The sequence below is a fragment of the Pseudomonas soli genome (genome assembly GCF_900110655.1).
Lineage (GTDB): Bacteria > Pseudomonadota > Gammaproteobacteria > Pseudomonadales > Pseudomonadaceae > Aquipseudomonas > Aquipseudomonas soli.
Window position 1 is genome coordinate 93,323 of the sequence record NZ_FOEQ01000015.1, and the last position, 21,388, is coordinate 114,710.

Below are 21,388 nucleotides of genomic sequence, written 5' to 3' on the forward strand. Positions count from 1 at the left end.
AGCGCCTATTTCAGCAACGCCCAGCCCATCGCTGGCGCAGCCACTCCAGGTCCTCTGGCCGGGTCACCTTTATATTGTCGCTGCGCCCTTCGACCAGGCGCGGCGCATACCCGGCCCACTCGATGGCGGACGACTCATCGGTGACTGCTACATCGGACACCAGGCACTCGGCCAGCGCCCGATGCAACATGCCGAGGCGGAACATCTGCGGGGTGTAGGCTTGCCAGACGGTGCTGCGGTCGACCGTCGCCGCCACCCTGCCCTCGCCGTCGGCACGCTTGAGCGTGTCCCGAGCGGGTACGGCGAGCAATCCACCGACGGGATCTTCAGCCAGGGCTGACAGCAACTTGTCCAGATCGCTGCGCGCCAGATTCGGCCGCGCGGCATCGTGCACCAGCACCCAGTCGTCATCCGACGCGCCCTGGGCGTGCAGCAGCAATAGCGCATTGAGCACCGAGTCAGCGCGCTCGTCACCACCTGGGGCACGCTGGATACGCGGATCGCTGGCACAGCGCAGGCCGGGCCAGTAAGGGTCGTGTTCGGCAATACTGACCACCACCCCCTTGAGCATGGGATGGTCGAGGAAACAGTCGAGGCTATGCTCGAGAATGGTCTGCCCGCCCAGTTGCAGGTATTGCTTGGGCCGGTCGGCAGCCATGCGGGCACCAATGCCCGCGGCGGGAATCACGGCCCAGAAGGCCGGCAGTTCGTTTGTCATTTCTGTGGCAGCTGGTAGAGGGTTTCACCCTCCTTGACCATCCCCAGTTCATGACGAGCCCGTTCTTCCACGGTCTCCATACCTTTCTTCAACTCCAGGACCTCGGCATCGAGCACACGATTGCGCTCCAGCAGGCGCTCGTTTTCCGCATGCTGGTCGGCGATCTGTTGCTTGAGTTCGGTCACTTGCGCGAGGCTGCCATTACCTACCCAAAGGCGATATTGCAGGCCGCCGAGCAGCAGGAGCAGGACGAGGAACAACCAATAGGGACTGCGCATGAAGATATCCAGGGTAAAAAAGGCCGCCGCAGCGAGCTTCCGATAGCACGAAGCCTGGCCGAGGCCAGGCTTCGTCGACAGAAACCCGTTGAGACAGCCAAACGATCAGTACGAACGTTCAGCGGGCCCCGGCTGCTGCCTTTTTACCATCTCTTGCTTAGCCGCGAAACTCGGCACGACCGCGATACACGGCTTTGGCGCCCAGTTGCTCTTCGATACGCAGCAGTTGGTTGTACTTGCTGACGCGGTCGGAGCGGCACAGCGAGCCGGTCTTGATCTGGCCAGCGGCAGTACCCACGGCCAGGTCGGCGATGGTCGAATCCTCGGTTTCACCGGAACGGTGCGAGATCACCGGGGTGTAGCCAGCGGCCTTGGCCATCTGGATGGCTTCGAGGGTTTCGGTCAGCGAGCCGATCTGGTTGAACTTGATCAGGATCGAGTTACCGATGCCCTTCTCGATACCCTCTTTCAGGATCTTGGTGTTGGTCACGAACAGGTCGTCACCAACCAGCTGAACCTTCTCGCCAATCTTGTCGGTCAGGATCTTCCAGCCAGCCCAGTCGGACTCGTCCAGGCCGTCTTCGATCGAGATGATCGGGAAACGCTCGGTCAGGCCCTTCAGGTACTCGGCGAAACCTTCGGCGTCGAACGACTTGCCTTCGCCGGACAGGCTGTACTTGCCGTCTTCATAGAACTCGGAAGCGGCGCAGTCCAGGGCTAGGGTCACGTCGGTGCCCAGCTTGTAGCCGGCTTTCTCGACAGCTTCGGCGATGGCGGCCAGGGCGTCTTCGTTGGAAGCCAGGTTCGGCGCGAAGCCACCTTCGTCACCGACGGCGGTGTTCAGGCCACGGGCCTTCAGTACGGCCTTGAGGTGGTGGAAGATCTCGGTGCCCATGCGCAGGCCGTCGGAGAAGGTCTTGGCGCCAACCGGCTGGACCATGAACTCCTGGATATCGACGTTGTTGTCGGCGTGCTCGCCGCCGTTGATGATGTTCATCATCGGTACCGGCATGGAGTACTGGCCCGGGGTGCCGTTGAGGTTGGCGATGTGCGCGTACAGCGGCAGGTCCTGGTCCTGGGCGGCGGCCTTGGCGGCAGCCAGGGACACGGCGAGGATGGCGTTGGCGCCCAGCTTGGCCTTGTTCTCGGTGCCGTCCAGCTCGATCATCGCGCGGTCCAGGGCTTTCTGGTCCGATGGGTCCTTGCCCAGCAGCAGGTCGCGGATCGGGCCGTTGATGTTGGCGACAGCCTTCAGCACGCCTTTGCCCAGGTAACGGCTCTTGTCGCCATCACGCAGCTCCAGCGCTTCGCGCGAGCCAGTGGAAGCACCCGACGGCGCGCAGGCGCTGCCGATGATGCCGTTGTCGAGCAGTACATCGGCTTCCACGGTGGGGTTGCCACGGGAATCGAGAACTTCACGACCTTTGATGTCGACGATCTTTGCCATTGTTGTAAGCACTCCAGAATTGACGAAAACAACGCAGCTTTGGGAATTCTTGCCGTTCACCAGGCGACATGGCACGGGCAGGCCTGGCGAAGGGAGCCCCTGACCGAAAGGTCAGGGGTGGAACGGGCGGTACTTTACCCGAGAAATGAGCTTTACGCGGTTTCTACCGTCGGAAAACTTTTCACCAGGTCATCCAGCTGCTTGAGCTGGCTGAGGAACGGTTCCAGCTTGTCCAGGCGCAGGGCGCACGGGCCATCGCACTTGGCGTTGTCCGGGTCCGGATGTGCCTCGAGGAACAGGCCGGCCAGGCCCTGGCTCATGCCGGCCTTGGCCAGGTCAGTAACCTGGGCGCGGCGGCCACCGGCGGAATCGGCGCGACCGCCCGGGGTCTGCAACGAGTGGGTCACGTCGAAGAACACCGGGTACTCGAACTGCTTCATGATGCCGAAGCCGAGCATGTCCACAACGAGGTTGTTGTAGCCGAAGCTCGAACCACGCTCGCAGAGGATCAGCTGGTCGTTGCCGGCCTCGACGCACTTGGCGAGGATGTGCTTCATCTCGTGGGGCGCCAGGAACTGCGCCTTCTTGATGTTGATCACAGCGCCGGTCTTGGCCATCGCCACGACCAGGTCGGTCTGGCGCGACAGGAAGGCCGGCAGCTGGATGATGTCGCACACCTTGGCCACCGGTTCGCACTGGTAAGGTTCGTGCACGTCGGTGATCACCGGCACGTTGAAGGTCTGCTTGATCTCCTCGAAGATCTTCAGGCCCTCTTCCATGCCCGGGCCCCGGTACGAGCTGACCGACGAACGGTTGGCCTTGTCGAAGCTGGCCTTGAACACGTACGGGATGCCGAGCTTCTCGGTAACTCGTACATACTCCTCGCAGACCTTCATGGCCAGGTCACGGGACTCCAGGACGTTCATGCCGCCGAACAGGACGAACGGCTTGTCGTTGGCGATCTCGATGTTACCGACGCGAATGATCTTCTGAGTCATGGATCAGGCCTTGTTCTTCTGTGCCAGGGCCGCCTTGACGAAGCCGCTGAACAGCGGGTGACCGTCACGCGGGGTGGAGGTGAACTCCGGGTGGAACTGGCAGGCGACAAACCATGGGTGATCCTTCGACTCGACCACCTCGACCAGCGCGCCATCTTCGGAGCGGCCGGATACCTGCAGGCCAGCTTCAACCAACTGCGGCAGCAGCACGTTGTTGACTTCGTAGCGGTGACGATGGCGCTCGGTAATGATGTCCTTACCGTAGCAGTCGTGCACCTTGGAGCCGGCTGCCAGCTGGCAGTCCTGAGCGCCCAGGCGCATGGTGCCGCCCAGGTCGGACGCTTCGGTACGGGTCTCGACCGCGCCGGTGGCATCGGCCCACTCGGTGATCAGGCCAACAACCGGGTGGCCGCTGTTGCGGTCGAACTCGGTGGAGTTGGCGTCTTTCCAGCCCATCACGTTACGGGCGAATTCGATCACGGCGACCTGCATGCCGAGGCAGATGCCCAGGTACGGGACCTTGTTCTCACGGGCGTACTGCACCGCGGTGATCTTGCCTTCGACGCCGCGCAGGCCGAAACCGCCCGGGACCAGGATGGCATCGGCGCCTTCGAGCAGGCTGGTGCCCTGGTTCTCGATGTCTTCGGAGTCGATGTAGCGCAGGTTGACCTTGGTGCGGTTGGTGATGCCGGCGTGGCTCATCGCTTCGATCAGCGACTTGTACGCGTCCAGCAGCTCCATGTACTTGCCGACCATGGCGATGGTCACTTCCTGCTCAGGGTTGAGCTTGGCGTCGACGACCTTGTCCCACTCGGACAGGTCGGCGCTGTTGCACTGCAGGCCGAAGCGCTCGACGACGAAGTCGTCCAGGCCCTGGGCATGCAGAACGCCTGGGATCTTGTAGATGGTGTCGACGTCTTCCAGCGAAATCACCGCACGCTCTTCGACGTTGGTGAACAGCGCGATCTTGCGGCGCGACGAGGCGTCGACCGGGTGGTCGGAGCGGCAGATCAGCACGTCAGGCTGCAGGCCGATGGAGCGCAGTTCCTTGACCGAGTGCTGGGTCGGCTTGGTCTTGGTTTCCCCGGCGGTGGCGATGTACGGCACCAGGGTCAGGTGCATCAGCATGGCGCGCTTGGAGCCCACTTCGACGCGCAGCTGGCGGATGGCCTCGAGGAATGGCTGCGACTCGATGTCACCCACGGTGCCGCCGATCTCGACCAGCGCGACGTCGGCATCGCCGGCGCCCTTGATGATGCGGCGCTTGATTTCGTCGGTGATGTGCGGGATGACCTGGATGGTCGCGCCCAGGTAATCACCACGACGCTCCTTGCGCAGCACGTGCTCGTAGATACGGCCGGTGGTGAAGTTGTTGTTCTGGGTCATCGTGGTGCGGATGAACCGCTCGTAGTGGCCCAGGTCGAGGTCGGTCTCGGCGCCGTCGTGGGTGACGAACACTTCACCGTGCTGGAACGGGCTCATGGTGCCCGGGTCGACGTTGATGTACGGGTCCAGCTTGAGCATGGTGACTTTAAGCCCCCGCGCTTCCAGGATGGCCGCCAGGGAAGCCGAGGCAATGCCTTTCCCCAATGAAGAAACAACACCGCCCGTGACGAATATGTAGCGCGTCATGAAAAACCCTAGAAGTCTGCGTTAAGGCGGCCAGCGCCGCCGGAGAAAGCGAAGGAAGGCCGAAGCCCCCGATCACCTGCGTCAATCACAGTGCATCTCGAAAAACTGCCGCGTCTGTACAGACCAGGGGTATCCCCGGCATGGAGCTCGCTCGTCATTTTAAGAAATCAGCCCAGCAAAAAACTGCTTGGTAATCGGCAACCTCTGTGTTTTCGCGGAACCCACAGAAGTTGTATCAAGAAGGGAGGGTAGTCTACCGGAATGTACCCTTCAGCTCAAACCTTGCACGTTCGTCGGCGGTTGCCAGTGCAGTTGGCCTTCGGCCTGAGCGAGTCCGGGCAGATTGGCCACCGCCAGCAATTGCTCGCCGCGGTACAGCAGCGGCAGGCGCGGGCGCACGAAGTGCGGGACCTGCAGCTCGTTGAGCAGACGCTTGAGGTCGCGCCGGCCACGGCCGCTGACCTCCAGCACTTCGCCGCCTTGACGGTAGGCGATGCGCAGGCCGGCGGCGTCCACGCAGCCCTCCAGCCACACCTGGCCGTTGCCCGGCAACGCCAGGGGCCTGGACGGGTTCGGCCACGCCCATTCACCCGCCGGAGCCTGGAGCCATTGCCCGTCCAGCCACCAGATGCGCCCGTGGCTGCGCTGCAACTGACCGTCGGTCAGGCGCCAGATCGGGCAGGCATCGCCTGCCGCGTCACGCAGGTCGTCCCAGCCGGCCCAGTGGCGACTGTCCGGCTGGCGCGTGCGGCGGCCGAGCCAGTATTGCAGGGCATTGCGCTGGCGCGCCGGTGACAGCGCCTTGAGTACGGCGAGGTCGAGGGAGGCAAGACCGAGCCAGGGCAGCGGCGCATTGTCGCAGGCCGGAGCCAGGTCGGTGGCGGCCAGTTCGTCCAGCAGGCCCATCGCCTCGCCCAGGTGTTCGGCACTGCGTGCCAGGTTGGCTTCGGCCTGTAGCCAGCGCTGGCGCAGGATTGGGAAGACCTCGCCGCGCAGGAAGTTGCGGGCAAAGGCCGTATCGCTATTGGAAGGGTCGTCGATCCATACCAGCCCGTGCATGTCGGCGTAGGCCTGCAGCTGCTGGCGCGACAGCCCCAGCAATGGGCGCACCAGGCTGCCCTGCCCTAGCGGCCGCTGTTGCGGCATGGCGGACAACCCACGCAGGCCGGCGCCGCGCAGCAAGCGAAACAGCAGGGTCTCGGCCTGATCGTCACGGTGCTGGCCGGTGAACAGCACTTCGCCTGAGCCCAGCCGTTTTTCGAAGGCGTCGTAGCGGGCGTTGCGGGCCGACTGTTCGAGGCTGGCGCCAGGGGCGACCTGGACAGGGACCACATCGAGTTCGACACCCAGGGCGGCACACACCGCTCGGCAGTGATCGGGCCAGGCATCGGCGGCGGCTTGCAGGCCGTGATGGACATGGATGGCGCGCAGGGGCGGCGTTGAATGGTTGCGGGTGTAATCGGCGAGCTGGTGCAGGAGGACGGTGGAGTCCAGGCCGCCGGAGAAGGCGACGTACCAGGCGGGGGCGTTGAGCCAAGGGGCAAACTGGCGAGTAAGGTTGATCACCTGGACCTCACCGTGATGGAAATCGCGGGGGGCGTTTCACACCCCTTTCGCCGGCAAGCCGGCTCCCACAGAAGTATGCATTCCCCCATGGGAGCCGGCTTGCCGGCGAAAGGGCCGCAAAGCGGCCCCTGGAATCCATCAGAGACCGTAGCTCATCAGGCGATCGTAACGCCGCTTGAGCAGCGCGTCGTTGTCGAGCTTGCCGAGCATGTCCAGCTGTTCGATCAGGTCGGCGCGGATGCTCGCCGACATTTTGGCCGGATCACGGTGGGCGCCGCCCAGCGGTTCCTGGATGACCTTGTCGACGATGTTCAGGCTCTTCAGGCGCTCGGCGGTGATACCCATGGCCTCGGCGGCGTCGGCGGCCTTGTCGGCAGTCTTCCACAGGATCGAGGCGCAGCCTTCCGGCGAGATCACCGAGTAGGTGGAATACTGCAGCATGTTCAGCTGGTCGCACACGCCGATGGCCAGTGCGCCGCCGGAACCACCCTCACCGATCACGGTGGCGATGATCGGCGTCTTCAGACGCGCCATGACGCGCAGGTTCCAGGCAATGGCCTCGCTCTGGTTGCGCTCTTCGGCGTCGATGCCCGGATAGGCGCCCGGGGTGTCGATGAAGGTCAGGATCGGCATCTTGAAGCGCTCGGCCATTTCCATCAGGCGGCAGGCCTTGCGATAACCTTCAGGGCGCGGCATGCCGAAGTTGCGGCGCACCTTCTCGCGCACTTCACGGCCCTTCTGGTGGCCGATGACCATCACCGGCTTGTCGTCCAGGCGCGCGGTGCCACCAACGATGGCGGCGTCGTCGGAGAAGTGACGGTCGCCGTGCAGCTCTTCGAACTCGGTGAAGAGGTGGTCGATGTAGTCGAGGGTGTAAGGGCGGCGTGGGTGACGGGCCAGGCGGGCGATCTGCCAGCTGGTCAGGTTGCCGAAGATGCTCTCGGTCAGGGTGCTGCTCTTGTCCTGCAGACGGGCAATTTCATCGCTGATGTTCAGCGAGTTGTCGTTACCCACCAGGCGCAGCTCTTCGATCTTGGCTTGCAGGTCGGCAATCGGCTGTTCGAAATCGAGGAAATTCGGGTTCATAGGCTTCCGTCTTGGGTCTACGGCCAGGCGGCCGGCCGGTTGATCCGTTTGGCGCCCTACCTTAAGGGATCAGGCGCATATAGGTCGAGATTAAAATTCGTCGTTTCAACGGTATTGCAGGAAGACGTTCTCACGTCCGAACTGGTCACGCAGCGCCTGAATCAGGCCATCGGCCGGGTCGATGGACCACTGGTCGCCGAACTGCAGCATGGCCTTGGCGTCGCTGCCGGTGTACTCCAGGGTGATCGGGCAGCCACCGCGGTGACGGGTGATCAGCTCGCCCAGCCAGTTCAGGCGGTCACCCTTGAGCGCGTCGTGGGCGACCTTCAGGCGCAGGCTTTCGGCCAGCTTGGTACGCGCATCCTCCATGGTCATCACCGTTTTGACCCGCAGGCGCAGGCCACCGGAGAAGTCGTCGTTGCTGACCTCCCCTTCCACCACCACCATGGCGTCGGTCTGCAGCAGGGCCTGGGCGCCCATGAAGGCATCGGCGAACAACGAGGCCTCGATGCGCCCGGAACGGTCGTCGAGGGTGACGAAGCCCATCTTGTCACCCTTCTTGTTCTTCATCACGCGCAGGGCAATGATCATCCCGGCGATGGTCTGGGTATCCCGCGCGGGCTTCAGATCAACAATGCGCTGACGGGCGAAACGGCGGATCTCGGTCTCATACTCATCGATCGGATGCCCGGTGAGGTACAGGCCGAGGGTGTCCTTTTCGCCTTTCAGGCGCTCCTTGAGCGTCAGTTCGCGCACCTTGCGATGATTGGCATAGACGTCGACATCTACCTCGTCGAACATGCCGCCGAACAGGTCGACATGGCCACTGTCGGCGGTATGAGCCGCCTGTTCGGCGGCCTTGACGGCCTCACCCAGTGCCGAGAGCAGGATCGCGCGATTGATGTCGATGTTGGCCTGGTAGGCCTTGATCTCGTCATGGAAGTGCGGCCCGAGACGATCCAGCGCGCCACTGCGGATCAACGCATCCAGGGTACGTTTGTTGACGCGTTTGAGATCGATGCGCTCACAGAAATCGAACAGGTCCTTGAACGGGCCGCCCTGCGCGCGCGCCTCGACGATCGCCTCTACCGGGCCTTCGCCCACGCCCTTGATCGCACCCAGGCCATAAACGATACGGCCATCGTTGTTGACGGTGAACTTGAAGTCGGAGAAGTTCACATCCGGGGCATCGAGACGCAGCTTCATGCTGCGAACTTCCTCGACCAGCACCACTACCTTGTCGGTGTTGTGCATATCCGCCGACAGCACCGCAGCCATGAACGGCGCCGGATAGTGGGTCTTCAACCATGCTGTCTGGTAGGAGACCAGGCCATAGGCGGCGGAGTGGGATTTGTTGAAGCCGTAACCGGCGAACTTTTCTACCAGATCGAAGATGTTACCGGCAAGGTCTGCATCGATGTTGTTGGCAACGCAGCCTTCGATGAAACCGCCGCGCTGCTTGGCCATCTCCTCGGGTTTTTTCTTACCCATGGCCCGGCGCAGCATGTCGGCGCCACCGAGGGTGTAGCCGGCCATCACCTGGGCGATCTGCATCACCTGTTCCTGGTACAAGATGATGCCGTAGGTGGGCGCCAGTACCGGCTTGAGGCCCTCGTACTGGTAATCGGAATGCGGGTAGGCGAGCTCCGCACGGCCGTGCTTGCGGTTGATGAAGTCGTCCACCATGCCCGACTGCAGCGGGCCGGGACGGAACAGCGCCACTAATGCGATAAGGTCTTCCAGGCAGTCGGGCTTGAGCTTCTTGATCAGCTCTTTCATGCCGCGTGATTCGAGCTGGAACACCGCGGTGGTCTCGGCCTTCTGCAACAGCTCGTAGGTCTTGCGGTCGTCCAGCGGGATGAAGTCGATATTGACGTCAGGCAGGTTCTTCTTGGCCTGCTCGCGGTTGATGATCTCCATCGCCCACTTGATGATCGTCAGCGTCCGCAGACCAAGGAAGTCGAACTTCACCAGGCCCGCGGCCTCGACATCGTCCTTGTCGAACTGGGTCACCAGGCCGCCGCCCTCTTCGTCGCAGGCAATCGGCGAAAAATCGGTGAGTTTGGTCGGTGCAATCACCACGCCACCGGCGTGCTTGCCGGTACCCCGGGTCACACCCTCTAGCTTGAGGGCCATGTCCCAGATTTCGCGCGCATCCTCATCGCCCTTGAGGAAGTCGCGCAGGATCTCTTCCTGCTCGTAGGCCTTCTCCAGGGTCATGCCCACTTCGAACGGAATCATCTTCGACAGGCGGTCGGCCAGGCCATAGGACTTGCCCTGCACCCGCGCCACATCACGCACCACCGCCTTGGCGGCCATGGTGCCGAAAGTGATGATCTGGCTCACCGCGTTGCGCCCGTAGGCCTCGGCCACGTAGTCGATCACCCGGTCGCGGCCGTCCATGCAGAAGTCGACGTCGAAGTCGGGCATGGAAATACGTTCAGGGTTGAGGAAGCGCTCGAACAGCAGGTCGTAGGCCAACGGGTCGAGGTCGGTGATCTTCAGCACGTAGGCCACCAACGAACCGGCACCCGAACCCCGGCCCGGGCCGACCGGCACGTCGTTGTTCTTCGCCCACTTGATGAAGTCCATAACGATCAGGAAGTAACCGGGGAAGCCCATCTGGATGATGATGTCCAGCTCGAACTTCAGGCGGTCCAGGTAGACCTGGCGCTTCTCTTCGTAATTGGGCGTGGTCTCCTTCGGCCAGAGCACCGCCAGGCGCTCCTCCAGGCCTTCGTGGGAAACATGCCGCAGGTAGTCGTCGATGCCCATGCCGTTGGGCGTCGGGAAGTCGGGGAGGAAGTACTTGCCCAGCTGCACGGTGATGTTGCAGCGCTTGGCGATCTCCACGGTGTTGGCAATGGCGTCCGGCAGGTCGCTGAACAGCTCGGCCATTTCTTCGGCGGACTTGAGGTACTGCTGGTCGCTGTAGCCACGCGGGCGGCGCGGATCGTCCAGGGTCCAGCCCTCGCCGATGCACACGCGGGTCTCGTGGGCATCGAAGTCCGACTGCTTGACGAAACGCACGTCGTTGGTTGCCACCAGCGGCGCACCGAGCTTGTCGGCCAAGGCCACGGCAGCGTGCACGTACTCCTCGTCACCGGCGCGGTTGGTGCGCTGAACCTCGACGTAGAAGCGCTCGGGGAACATGCTCATCCAGTCGGCGAGCAGGGCCTGGGCTTCGTCCTGACGATTGGCCATCAACGCCATGCCGATGTCGCCTTCCTTGCCGGCGGAGAGGGCAATCAGCCCTTCGCTGGCCGGGGCGATCCAGTCGCGCTGGATGATCACCAGGCCATTGCGCTGGCCATCGGTCCAACCACGCGAGATCAGCTCGGTGAGATTGCGGTAACCCTTGGGGTTCATGGCCAGGAAACAGATGCGCGACAACGGCGCTTCCGGATCGACCCCGGCCAGCCACAGGTCGGCACCGCAGATCGGCTTGATGCCGGCGCCCATGGCGGTCTTGTAGAACTTCACCAGCGAGCACATGTTGCTCTGGTCGGTGATCGCCACCGCCGGCATGTTCATCCCGGCCAGGGCCTTGGCCAGCGGCTTGATCCGCACCAGGCCGTCGACCAGGGAGAATTCGGAGTGCACGCGAAGGTGAACGAAGGAGACCGACATGGAGGATCCTGTAGCAGTGCTGAACGACAAGGGCGGGATTGTAGCGTATTGCTCTGCGCTTGCCTCGCCTGCAGGTCAGCGGTTGATTGCAGAATGCATCGCGGGGCAAGCGTGCTCCCACGCAACTCGGCGTGGGAGCAGGCTTGCCCCGCGATGAATGGCGCCGATCAGATCAGCAGGGTGGAAGCGCCCTCACGGGCTTCCCAGGCAGCTCGAACAGGCGCGAACGAGCGCCGGTGAATGGGCGTCGGCCCAAGACGGGCCAGGGCCTCAAGGTGCACTGGAGTCGGATACCCCTTGTGCCCGCCGATCCCATAACCCGGGTAGATCAGCTCGAACGCGCTCATCTCGCGGTCACGGGTGACCTTGGCCAGAATCGATGCGGCGGCGATCGCCGGCACCTGCGAATCCCCCTTGACCACCGGAGCCGCTGGCACCGAAAGTTTCGGGCAGCGGTTGCCATCGATCAGTGCCAGCTTCGGCGTGACGTGCAACCCTTCGACGGCACGCTGCATGGCCAGCATGGTCGCATGGAGGATGTTCAGACGGTCGATTTCCTCGACCTCGGCGCGAGCGATGCAGAAACTCAGCGCCTTCTCGCAGATCTCGTCGAACAGCGCATCGCGCTTGGCCTCGGTGAGTTTCTTCGAGTCGTTCAGGCCGAGGATCGGCCGGCGCGGATCGAGAATCACCGCTGCGGTTACCACCGCGCCGCACAGCGGACCACGGCCCACTTCATCGACGCCGGCCACCAGTTCCTCGACCAGGTTGAAATCCAGCCCCATCTGCATGTCAGTGGTCCTTCAACAGGGCAAGCACCGCGTCGGCCGCCTGGTTGGAGGCATCGCGGCGCAGGGTGCGGTGGATCTGGTCGAAGCTGTCGGTCTGCTGCGTACCATCCTTGACCAGCGGCGCCAGGGTTTGCGCCAAGGCCTCGCTGGTGGCGGCGTCCTGCAGCAGCTCGGGCACCAACAGGCGTTGGGCGAGCAAGTTGGGCAGCGACACGTAGGGGCTCTTGACCATGCGCTTGAGAATCCAGTACGTCAACGGCGCCAGGCGATAGGCCACCACCATCGGCCGCTTGTACAGCATCGCCTCCAGGGTGGCGGTACCCGAGGCAATCAGCACCGCGTCGCACGCCGCCAGGGCCTTGTGCGACTGGCCGTCGAGCAAGGTCAGCGGCAACTCGCGCCCTTCGAGCATCTGCTCGACCTGGGCGCGACGCGCGGCATTGGCGCACGGCAGCACGAAACGTGCGCCAGGCACCAGCTCGCGCAGGCGCTGGGCCGCGTCGAGGAACAGGGCGCCCAGGCGCCCCACTTCGCCGCCACGGCTGCCGGGCATCAGGGCAATCACCGGGCCATCGCCCAGGCCCAGCTCGGCACGCGCCGCGCCACGGTCAGCCTCGAGGGGAATGGTATCCGCCAACGGGTGGCCGACGAAGCGCACCGGCACGCCCTGCTCTTCATAGAAGCGAGCCTCGAACGGCAGCAGGGTGAGCATCAGGTCGCACCCCTCGCGGATCTTCAGCACACGCTTCTGCCGCCAGGCCCAGACCGACGGGCTGACGTAATGCACTGTCTTGATCCCGGCCTGGCGCAGCTTGAGTTCGATATTGAGGGTGAAATCAGGTGCATCGATACCGATGAACACGTCGGGCTTTTCACCGATCAGTGTCTCGATCAGCAGCTTTCGCCGCTTGAGCAGCTCGCGCAGACGCCCGAGTACCTCGACCAGACCCATGACGGCCAGGCGTTCCATCGGGAAGTAGGAAGTCATGCCTTCAGCTTCCATCAAGGGCCCACCGACGCCGATGAAACGTACATCGGGGTGGCGCGCCTTGATGGCACGCATCAAGCCGGAACCGAGGATGTCGCCGCTGGCCTCGCCCGCGACCAGCGCCACGCAAAGTTGGGCCATGTCAGCGCGTGATGCCGCGGGCGGAGTTGGCGATCGAATGACGGAACAGGTCGACTTCCGGGAACTGGCTCACCAGCTCGTCCAGCTCCTTGAGCGCCTCTTCGACGGTCAGGCCCTGGCGATAGACTATCTTGTAGGCGCGACGCAGTGCATGCAGCACCTCGTCGCTGAAACCGCGACGGCGCAAGCCTTCGAAGTTCATGCTGCGCGCCTCGGCCGGGCTGCCGAACACCGTCACGTAGGCCGGCACGTCCTTGCCGATCGCGGTACCCATGCCGGAAAAGGCATGAGCGCCGATATGGCAGTACTGGTGCACCAGCGTGTAGCCCGACAGGATCGCCCAGTCGCCCACGTGCACGTGCCCGGCCAACGCGGTGTTGTTGACCAGGATGCAGTGGTTGCCGATGACGCTGTCATGGCCGATGTGGGCATAGGCCATGATCAGGTTGTGATCGCCCAGCGTCGTTTCGGAACGGTCCTGCACGGTGCCGCGATGGATGGTGACACCCTCGCGGATCACGTTGTGGTCACCGATTACCAGGCGCGTCGGCTCACCCTTGTACTTCAGGTCAGGGGTGTCTTCACCGATCGAGGAGAACTGGTAGATGCGGTTGTGCTTGCCGATACGGGTCGGCCCTTTGAGCACGACGTGCGGGCCAATGATGGTGCCCTCCCCGATTTCGACATCGGGGCCTACGATCGACCAGGGGCCAACCTCGACACCCTCGGCCAGCCTGGCCGAAGGATCGATGATCGCCCGTGGGTCAATCGAACTCATAGGGAGCGTTCCGCGCAGGTGATCTCGGCCGAGCAAACTGGCTTGCCGTCCACCAGGGCACGGCATTCGAACTTCCAGATCATGCTCTTGCGGCTGAGGAACTTGGCTTCCAGGACCAGCTGGTCGCCCGGCAGCACTGGCTGGCGGAAACGCAGCTTGTCGGAGCCGACAAAGTAGTAAAGCGTGCCGTCAGCCGGTTTGGCGTCGAGCATCTTGAATCCGAGAATTCCGGCCGCCTGGGCCATCGCCTCGATGATCAGCACGCCCGGCATGATCGGATGTGCCGGGAAGTGGCCATTGAAGAACGGCTCGTTGATGCTGACATTCTTGTAGGCACGAATGCTTTGGGCCTCGAAGTCCAGGTCCGTCACCCGGTCCACCAGCAGGAACGGGTAACGGTGAGGCAGGTATTCGCGAATCTCGTTGATGTCCATCATTTCGGGGGGAAGCCTGTATAAGAATAGGGAGCGCAGGTGCTGACCACACGCTCCTTTTGCAGATCCAAAGAGGAGCCAGCTAGCGACGGTAACGCTCGCTCAGTAAATGGTATCAGCCTTCTGATGTCGGCTGGCCACCTGAGGTCACGGTGTCGACACGCTTTTCCAGCTGCTGGAGACGCTTGGACATCTCGTCCAGCTGGCGAATGCGAGCGGCGCTCTTGCGCCATTCAGCCAAAGGTTGCATGGCCGTTCCGGAAGAGTAGCCACCCGGTTCGGTAATAGAACGGGTCACCATGGTCATGCCGGAGACGAAAACATTGTCGCAGACGTCGATGTGACCGACCATCCCAACACCACCGGCAATCATGCAGTGCTTGCCGATGCGGGTACTGCCCGAGATACCGACGCAGGCCGCCATCGCCGTGTGGTCACCGACCTGCACGTTATGGGCGATCTGGATCTGGTTATCGAGCTTGACGCCATCACCGATGCGCGTATCCGACAGGGCGCCGCGGTCCACCGCGGTGTTCACGCCGATCTCGACATCGTCGCCCAGGGTGACGCCGCCAATCTGTGCGATCTTGCGCCAGACGCCCTTTTCGTTGGCAAAGCCGAAGCCCTCACCACCGATCACCGCCCCGGACTGGATGACCACACGCTTGCCAATGGTCACATCGTGATACAGCGTGACACGGGGTGCCAACCAGCCACCCTCGCCGATGAGGCAACGGGCACCGATGAAACAGTGCGCGCCGACCGTCACGTTGGCGCCAATGTGCGCACCACTTTCGATCACCGCAAACGGACCAATGCTGGCGCTGGCATCCACCTGGGCATCCTCGGCAACCACGGCGCTGGGATGGATTCCCGCCACAGCCTTGGGCTTCGGATCGAACAGGTGCGAGATGCGCGCGTAAGCCAGGTACGGGTCGGCGACGATCAAGGCGTTGCCGGCGAAACCTTCGGCGTCCTCGGCCTTGAGCAGTACCGCGCTGGCCGTGGAGTCGTCCAGGAACTTGCGGTACTGCTTGTTGGCCAGGAAACTCAGCTGCCCGGAAACGGCCTCCTGCAAGGTGGCCAACCCGGTAATTTCCAGCGCCTCGGGGCCTTTGAGCTCGGCCCCGAGGGCTTCGGCCAGCTGGCCGAGTGTCATGGTCACGGTCATATCAACGGGCTTGGTTCATGCGCTCGATGACCTGGCGGGTGATGTCGTACTGAGGCTTGACATCGATGACCGCGCCACGCTCGAGCACCAGGTCGAAGCCGCCCTTCTTGATCACTTCCTCGACAGCGCCATCAAGCTTGGGCTTGAGCTGCTTGAGCATGTCGCGATCGGCCACGGCCTTGGCTTCGTTGAGTTCCTTGGACTGGAACTGGAAGTCGCGGGCCTTTTGCTTGAACTCGAGCTCGAGGCGCTCGCGCTCTGGCTGAGGCATCTTGTCGCCGCCCTTGATCAGACGGTCCTGGATGCCCTTGGCGCTGCTTTCCAGGCCCTTGAGCTTGGTCAGTTGCGGGCCGAATTTCTTCTCCGCGTCAACGGCGTACTTCTTGGCCGCATCGGATTCCAGCAGGGCCATCTGATAGTTCAGCACGGCAACTTTCATTTCGGCGAAAGCCGGGGTGGCGACCAGCGCCGCGGCCACGAGGGCCAGTTGAGTCAACTTACGCACGATGCACTCCTGGATAATCCGTTGTCGTTATGCAAGGGCCGACCTCAGAAGGTCTGGCCCAGAGAGAATTGGAACACTTGCGTGTCGGCGTCGTCCGGTTTCTTGATCGGCATCGCCAGGCTGAAGCTCAGCGGGCCCAGCGCGGTGATCCAGGTTACGCCCAGACCGACGGAGCTGGCCATGTCCGAGAAACCGACCTTGGTGCAATCCGGCTTGGAACCGCAGTTGGTGTCGAACACGTTACCCACGTCCCAGAACACGGAGGTGCGCAGCGAACGCTGGTCCTTGACGAACGGCAGCGGGAACAGCAGCTCCACACCACCCTGAACGAGGACGTTACCACCGAACGGCAGCGGATCCTGGTCCGGGTCGGCGATGGTGCCCTGGTTGCCGGTCACGGCCGCGCCACGGCTCGGCGTACTGCGTGGGCCCAGGGTGCTGTCCTTGAAGCCACGCACGGAGTTGAAGCCGCCCGCGTAGTAGTTCTCGTAGAACGGCAGACCATTGGTCGAACCATAGCCGTCACCGTAGCCCAGCTCGGTGTGCAGGCGCAGGGTGTAGTCATTGTTGATCGGCTTGAACAGCTGGCCACGGTAGTCGAGCTTGTAGAACGACAGGTCGCTGCCCGGCACGGTGGTCTCGAGGGTCAGGCTCTGCGAGTGACCACGGGTGGCAAGCACGCCCTTGTTCAGGGTCGACTCGGACCAGCCGATCGAAGCCTTGAAGTTGAGGAAGTTGTCGCCTTCGTCCTGGATGAACTTGAAGATCTCATCGACGGTGTAGCGGCCGGTCTTCAACTTGTCCTGCTGCACGGTCAGGCCGTAAGTCAGGCGCGAGGTCTCGCTGATCGGGTAGCCGAGGCTGACACCGGCACCCAAACTGTCCACCGCATAGCTGGCCACGTCGACGTCGAGGTCGTCGTAGTCGGTGCTGCGGTAGAAGGCGTTGTAGCCCAGGCTCACACCATCGGGGGTGAAGTAGGGATCGACGTAGCCGAAGTTGTAGCGGGTCTGGTATTCGGAGCGGGTCAGGCCGATGGAGACCTTGTTACCGGTACCCAGGAAGTTGTTCTGGCTGATCGAGCCACCGAGGATCAGGCCCGCGCTCTGGGCGAAACCGACGCTGGCGGTGATCGAGCCGGAGGCCTGCTCTTCGACGCTGTAGTTGACGTCGACCTGGTCATCGGTGCCCGGCACCGGCGGCGTCTCGACGTTGACTTCCTTGAAGAAGCCCAGGCGCTCGAGGCGGGTCTTGGATTGGTCGATGAGGTAGGTCGACGCCCAGCCGCCTTCCATCTGGCGCATTTCGCGGCGCAGCACTTCGTCTTCGGTCTTGGTGTTGCCGCGGTAGTTGATGCGGTTGACGTAGGCACGCTTGCCCGGATCGACGACGAACATGATGTCGACGGTGTGATCCTGGTCGTTCGGTTGCGGCACGCCGTTGACGTTGGCGAAGGTATAGCCTTCGTTACCCAGGCGACGGGTGATCAGGTCGGACGTGGTGGTCATCACCTTGCGCGAGAACACCTGGCCAGGCTGCACCAGCAGCAGCGACTTGACCTGGTCTTCCGGCACTTTCAGGTCACCGGACAGCTTGACGTCGCGTACGGTGTACTTCTCGCCTTCATTGATGTTGACGGTAATGTAGACGTGCTTCTTGTCCGGAGTGATCGACACCTGGGTGGAGGCGATGTCCATGTTGATGTAGCCGCGGTCCAGGTAGTAGGAACGCAGGCGCTCCAGGTCACCAGACAGTTTTTCGCGGGCGTACTTGTCGTCGTTCTTGAAGAACGACAGCCAGTTGGTGGTCTTGAGTTCGAACAGCTGGCCGAGGGTCTCGTCGTCGAAGACCGTGTTGCCCACCACGTTGATGTGCTGGATCGCGGCCACGGTACCTTCGTTGATCTTGATCTTCAGGCCGACACGGTTGCGCGGTTGCGGCACGACCTCGGCGTCAACTTCAGCGGAGTAGCGGCCCTGGGCCACATACTGGCGCTGCAGCTCGTTACGCACGCCTTCCAGCGTCGCGCGCTGGAAAATCTCGCCCTCGGCCAGGCCCGACTGCTTGAGCCCCTTCATCAGGTCTTCGGTGCTGATCGCCTTGTTGCCTTCGATCTCGATGCTCGACACCGAAGGGCGCTCGACCACGTTGATGATCAGGACATTGCCGTCGCGGTTCAGCTGGATGTCCTGGAAAAAGCCGGTTTTGAACAGCGAGCGAGTGGAGTCCACCAGACGGCGGTCGTCGACCTGGTCACCGACGTTCAGCGGCAACGCGCCAAACACGCTGCCGGCGGAAACCCGCTGCAGGCCGTTGACACGAATATCGGAGATGGTGAAGGACTCGGCGTGAACTTCAGCGATCATCAGTGCGGAGAGCACCGCAGTTAGCAGCAGACGTTTCATGAAGTCCTTTTATTCCAACTGGCAATAAACAACCCGCCGCAAAGAAAGCGGCAGGTTTCGCGATTGAGCGAAGCTTTTATAGTCGACCCAGATCGTTGATCAGGGCGAGCAACATCACCCCAACGACCAAACTGATACCGATCTGGACCCCCCAACCTTGCACCCGATCCGAGAGTGGACGACCGCGCGCCCACTCGATCAGGTAGAACAGCAAATGCCCCCCATCCAGTACGGGGATGGGCAGCAGGTTCAGAACCCCTAGGCTTATGCTCAGGTAGGCCAGGAAATTCAGGAAATCCCCAACGCCCGACTGGGCTGAAGCGCCCGCCACTTTAGCAATGGTTATCGGTCCGCTCAAGTTTTTTACCGAGAGCTCTCCGAACAGCATTTTCTTCAGCGATTCGAGGGTCAGGACGCTCATGTTCCATGTGCGGGACAAGCCCTCGCCCACCGCCTCCAGCGGGCCGTAACTGACCTCGCGGAGCATCTTCGCCGGCCATTCGCCGGCCTTGACCCCGGCGCCGAGGTAACCACCGGATGCCTGGCCTTCGCCCTTGCGCGCCAGGGTGACCGGTACTTCGAGCGTCGCGCCGTCGCGCTCGATGCTCAGGCTCACCGTACGCTCGGGGCGAGCACGGACCGCGTCGACCACCTGCTGCCAGTCGCCCAGCGCCACACCGTCGAGTGCCAGGAGCTTGTCACCGGTCTTGAGCCCGGCGGCAGCGGCCGGCCCTTTTGGATCGATCTCCGCCAGCACCGGAACCATCGCAGGTCGCCACGGGCGCAGCCCCAGTGACTGGATCGGGTCAGGCTCATCGGCGCCTTTAAGCCAATTGTTCAGAGTAATGTCGAGCTGGCGCTCGGTCGTTGCGCCTTCGTCGAGCACGCCCACTCGCAGCGTGCCGCTCTCGCCAAGGCGACGTACCAACTGCAGGTTGACCGCCGACCAGCCGTTGGTCGGCTTGCCATCGATGGAAACGATTTCCTGGCCGACGCCCAGCCCGGCGCTGGCCGCAAGGCTGCCCGCCTCGACCGCGCCAATGACCGGGCGCACCTGCTGCGAGCCGAGCATGGCCAGCACCCAGAAGAACAGGATGGCGAGTAGGAAGTTGGCGACCGGGCCGGCCGCCACGATGGCGATGCGCTGGCGTACCGATTTACGGTTGAACGATTGCTCGATCAGCGCCGCAGGCACCTCGCCCTCGCGCTCGTCGAGCATCTTGACGTAGCCGCCCAAAGGAATCGCGGCGACAACGAACTCGGTGCCCTGGCGATCGTGCCAGCGCAGCAACGGCGTGCCGAAGCCCACCGAGAAACGCAGGACCTTGACCCCGCAGCGCCGCGCCACCCAGAAGTGGCCGAACTCGTGGAAGGTGACCAGCACGCCGAGCGCAATCAGCGTGCCGACAATCATGTAGAGCGCAGTCATGTCCTATCTCCGGATGACATTCGGCGGAGCCGGCCGCAGGCTTCAGCGGCCGTGGCGTCGCAACCATTCCCGGGACAGCTCCCGGGCACGCTGGTCGGCGGCGAATACCGCGTCGAGCGTGGGCAATGCCACCACAGGCTCCTGGTCGAGCACCTGTTCGATCATACCCGCGATCTCCGGGAAGCGGATACGCCGCTGGAGAAACGCTTCGACAGCCACTTCATTGGCGGCATTGAGCACCGCCGGCGCACTGTTGCCCGCCTCGGCAGCCTGACGCGCCAGGCGCAGGCATGGGAAGCGCTGTTCGTCGGGGGCCTGGAAATCCAGACGGGCGATGGCGAACAGGTCCAGCGGCGCCACGCCCGAATCGATGCGCTCCGGCCAGGCCAGGGCATTGGAGATCGGCGTGCGCATGTCCGGGTTGCCTAACTGGGCAAGCACCGAGCCATCGACATAGTCCACCAACGAGTGAATGACGCTCTGCGGATGCACAACCACTTCAACCTGCGAAGGCTTGGCGTCGAACAGCCAGCAGGCCTCGATCAGTTCCAGGCCTTTGTTCAACATGCTCGCCGAGTCGACCGAAATCTTGCGCCCCATGGACCAGTTCGGATGGGCGCAGGCTTGTTCCGGCGTGACATCCAGCAAAGCTTCGGCCGGGGTTTCGCGGAACGGGCCGCCAGAGGCAGTCAGCAGGATCCGACGCACGCCGACAGCACCCAGGCCACGGGCGTAGTCACCGGGCATGCACTGGAATATCGCGTTGTGTTCGCTGTCGATCGGCAGCAGCACCGCGCCGCTGCGCTGCACCGCCTGCATGAACAGGGCCCCGGACATCACCAGGGCTTCCTTGTTGGCCAACAGCACCTTCTTGCCCGCCTCGACCGCGGCCAGGGTCGGACGCAGGCCGGCAGCGCCGACGATGGCGGCCATCACGGTATCGACCTCCGATGCAGAGGCGACCTGGCACAGCCCGGCCTCACCTTCCAGCACCTCGGTGGCACATCCGGCCTTGGCCAGCCCCGCGCGCAGCCGCCCGGCCGCCTCGGCGCTCGGCACCACGGCATAGGCCGGGCAATGGCGCTCGCACAGGGCCAGCAGTTCGTCGATGCGCGAATAGCCGCTCAAGGCGAACACCTGGTAACGGTCAGGGTGGCGAGCGATGACGTCCAGCGTGCTCAAGCCAATGGAGCCGGTGGCCCCCAGCACGGTAATGCGTTGCACGCGACTCACATCACACCCCACTCAGCCGCCCACAACAGTACGGCAAACATCGGAATCGCCGCAGTCAGGCTATCGATGCGATCAAGCACGCCACCATGGCCCGGCAACAGGTTGCTGCTGTCCTTGATGCCTTCACGACGCTTGAACATGCTCTCGGTCAGGTCGCC

Annotated in this window: 18 protein-coding genes; all 18 read right to left on the minus strand. The window is 63.2% G+C overall.

What is annotated here, in order from left to right:
* Positions 1-10: 10 nt before the first annotated feature.
* The gene (gene ispD, locus BMY03_RS23800; RefSeq protein WP_094012419.1) at positions 11-718 is read right to left on the minus strand and encodes a 2-C-methyl-D-erythritol 4-phosphate cytidylyltransferase; all 708 of its coding nucleotides are present in this window, start codon (positions 716-718) and stop codon (positions 11-13) included.
* Positions 715-996 carry a cell division protein FtsB gene (ftsB, locus tag BMY03_RS23805; RefSeq protein WP_011535259.1) on the minus strand — a complete coding sequence of 94 codons (282 nt, stop codon included), beginning with the start codon at positions 994-996 and terminating at the stop codon, positions 715-717. The genes ispD and ftsB overlap by 4 nt, the downstream gene beginning before the upstream one ends.
* Positions 997-1,153: 157 nt before the next feature.
* Positions 1,154-2,443, minus strand: coding sequence for a phosphopyruvate hydratase (gene eno / locus BMY03_RS23810; protein ID WP_094012420.1), 1,290 nt, complete (start codon positions 2,441-2,443; stop codon positions 1,154-1,156).
* A 152-nt stretch (positions 2,444-2,595) separates the two neighbouring features.
* Positions 2,596-3,441: a 3-deoxy-8-phosphooctulonate synthase gene (gene kdsA / locus BMY03_RS23815; protein WP_094012421.1), complete on the minus strand. Its 846-nt coding sequence runs from the start codon at positions 3,439-3,441 to the stop codon at positions 2,596-2,598.
* A 3-nt stretch (positions 3,442-3,444) separates the two neighbouring features.
* Positions 3,445-5,073, minus strand: a complete 1,629-nt coding sequence (locus tag BMY03_RS23820) for a CTP synthase (protein WP_023630712.1) — start codon at positions 5,071-5,073, stop codon at positions 3,445-3,447.
* Between the two features lie 270 nt (positions 5,074-5,343).
* Positions 5,344-6,639, minus strand: coding sequence for a tRNA lysidine(34) synthetase TilS (tilS, locus tag BMY03_RS23825; protein WP_038706685.1), 1,296 nt, complete (start codon positions 6,637-6,639; stop codon positions 5,344-5,346).
* Between the two features lie 138 nt (positions 6,640-6,777).
* Positions 6,778-7,725: an acetyl-CoA carboxylase carboxyltransferase subunit alpha gene (locus BMY03_RS23830; RefSeq protein ID WP_023628729.1), complete on the minus strand. Its 948-nt coding sequence runs from the start codon at positions 7,723-7,725 to the stop codon at positions 6,778-6,780.
* Positions 7,726-7,830: 105 nt separating this feature from the next.
* Positions 7,831-11,355: a DNA polymerase III subunit alpha gene (gene dnaE / locus BMY03_RS23835; RefSeq protein WP_023628728.1), complete on the minus strand. Its 3,525-nt coding sequence runs from the start codon at positions 11,353-11,355 to the stop codon at positions 7,831-7,833.
* A 167-nt stretch (positions 11,356-11,522) separates the two neighbouring features.
* Positions 11,523-12,146 (minus strand): ribonuclease HII, encoded by a 624-nt coding sequence (gene rnhB, locus BMY03_RS23840; RefSeq protein WP_023628727.1) that lies wholly within the window; start codon positions 12,144-12,146, stop codon positions 11,523-11,525.
* A gap of 1 nt (position 12,147) precedes the next feature.
* Positions 12,148-13,275 carry a lipid-A-disaccharide synthase gene (gene lpxB, locus BMY03_RS23845; RefSeq protein WP_038706686.1) on the minus strand — a complete coding sequence of 376 codons (1,128 nt, stop codon included), beginning with the start codon at positions 13,273-13,275 and terminating at the stop codon, positions 12,148-12,150.
* A gap of 1 nt (position 13,276) precedes the next feature.
* Complete coding sequence (gene lpxA, locus BMY03_RS23850) at positions 13,277-14,053, minus strand: acyl-ACP--UDP-N-acetylglucosamine O-acyltransferase (protein ID WP_023629836.1); 777 nt, start codon at positions 14,051-14,053, stop codon at positions 13,277-13,279.
* Positions 14,050-14,490, minus strand: a complete 441-nt coding sequence (fabZ, locus tag BMY03_RS23855) for a 3-hydroxyacyl-ACP dehydratase FabZ (RefSeq protein ID WP_003252314.1) — start codon at positions 14,488-14,490, stop codon at positions 14,050-14,052. Before fabZ ends, lpxA begins: the two co-directional genes overlap by 4 nt.
* Positions 14,491-14,602: 112 nt before the next feature.
* A complete protein-coding gene (gene lpxD / locus BMY03_RS23860) occupies positions 14,603-15,658 on the minus strand; it encodes a UDP-3-O-(3-hydroxymyristoyl)glucosamine N-acyltransferase (protein WP_094012422.1) in 1,056 nt (351 codons plus the stop codon).
* Position 15,659: 1 nt separating this feature from the next.
* Positions 15,660-16,163 carry an OmpH/Skp family outer membrane protein gene (locus tag BMY03_RS23865; RefSeq protein WP_023629834.1) on the minus strand — a complete coding sequence of 168 codons (504 nt, stop codon included), beginning with the start codon at positions 16,161-16,163 and terminating at the stop codon, positions 15,660-15,662.
* 44 nt (positions 16,164-16,207) lie between these two features.
* Complete coding sequence (gene bamA / locus BMY03_RS23870) at positions 16,208-18,568, minus strand: outer membrane protein assembly factor BamA (RefSeq protein WP_094012423.1); 2,361 nt, start codon at positions 18,566-18,568, stop codon at positions 16,208-16,210.
* 76 nt (positions 18,569-18,644) lie between these two features.
* Positions 18,645-19,997, minus strand: coding sequence for an RIP metalloprotease RseP (gene rseP / locus BMY03_RS23875; RefSeq protein WP_094012424.1), 1,353 nt, complete (start codon positions 19,995-19,997; stop codon positions 18,645-18,647).
* A gap of 42 nt (positions 19,998-20,039) precedes the next feature.
* Positions 20,040-21,230 carry a 1-deoxy-D-xylulose-5-phosphate reductoisomerase gene (gene ispC / locus BMY03_RS23880; protein WP_094012425.1) on the minus strand — a complete coding sequence of 397 codons (1,191 nt, stop codon included), beginning with the start codon at positions 21,228-21,230 and terminating at the stop codon, positions 20,040-20,042.
* A partial coding sequence (locus BMY03_RS23885; RefSeq protein WP_177182946.1) for a phosphatidate cytidylyltransferase occupies positions 21,227-21,388 on the minus strand: 162 nt, incomplete at its 5' end. The genes BMY03_RS23885 and ispC, both read right to left, overlap by 4 nt.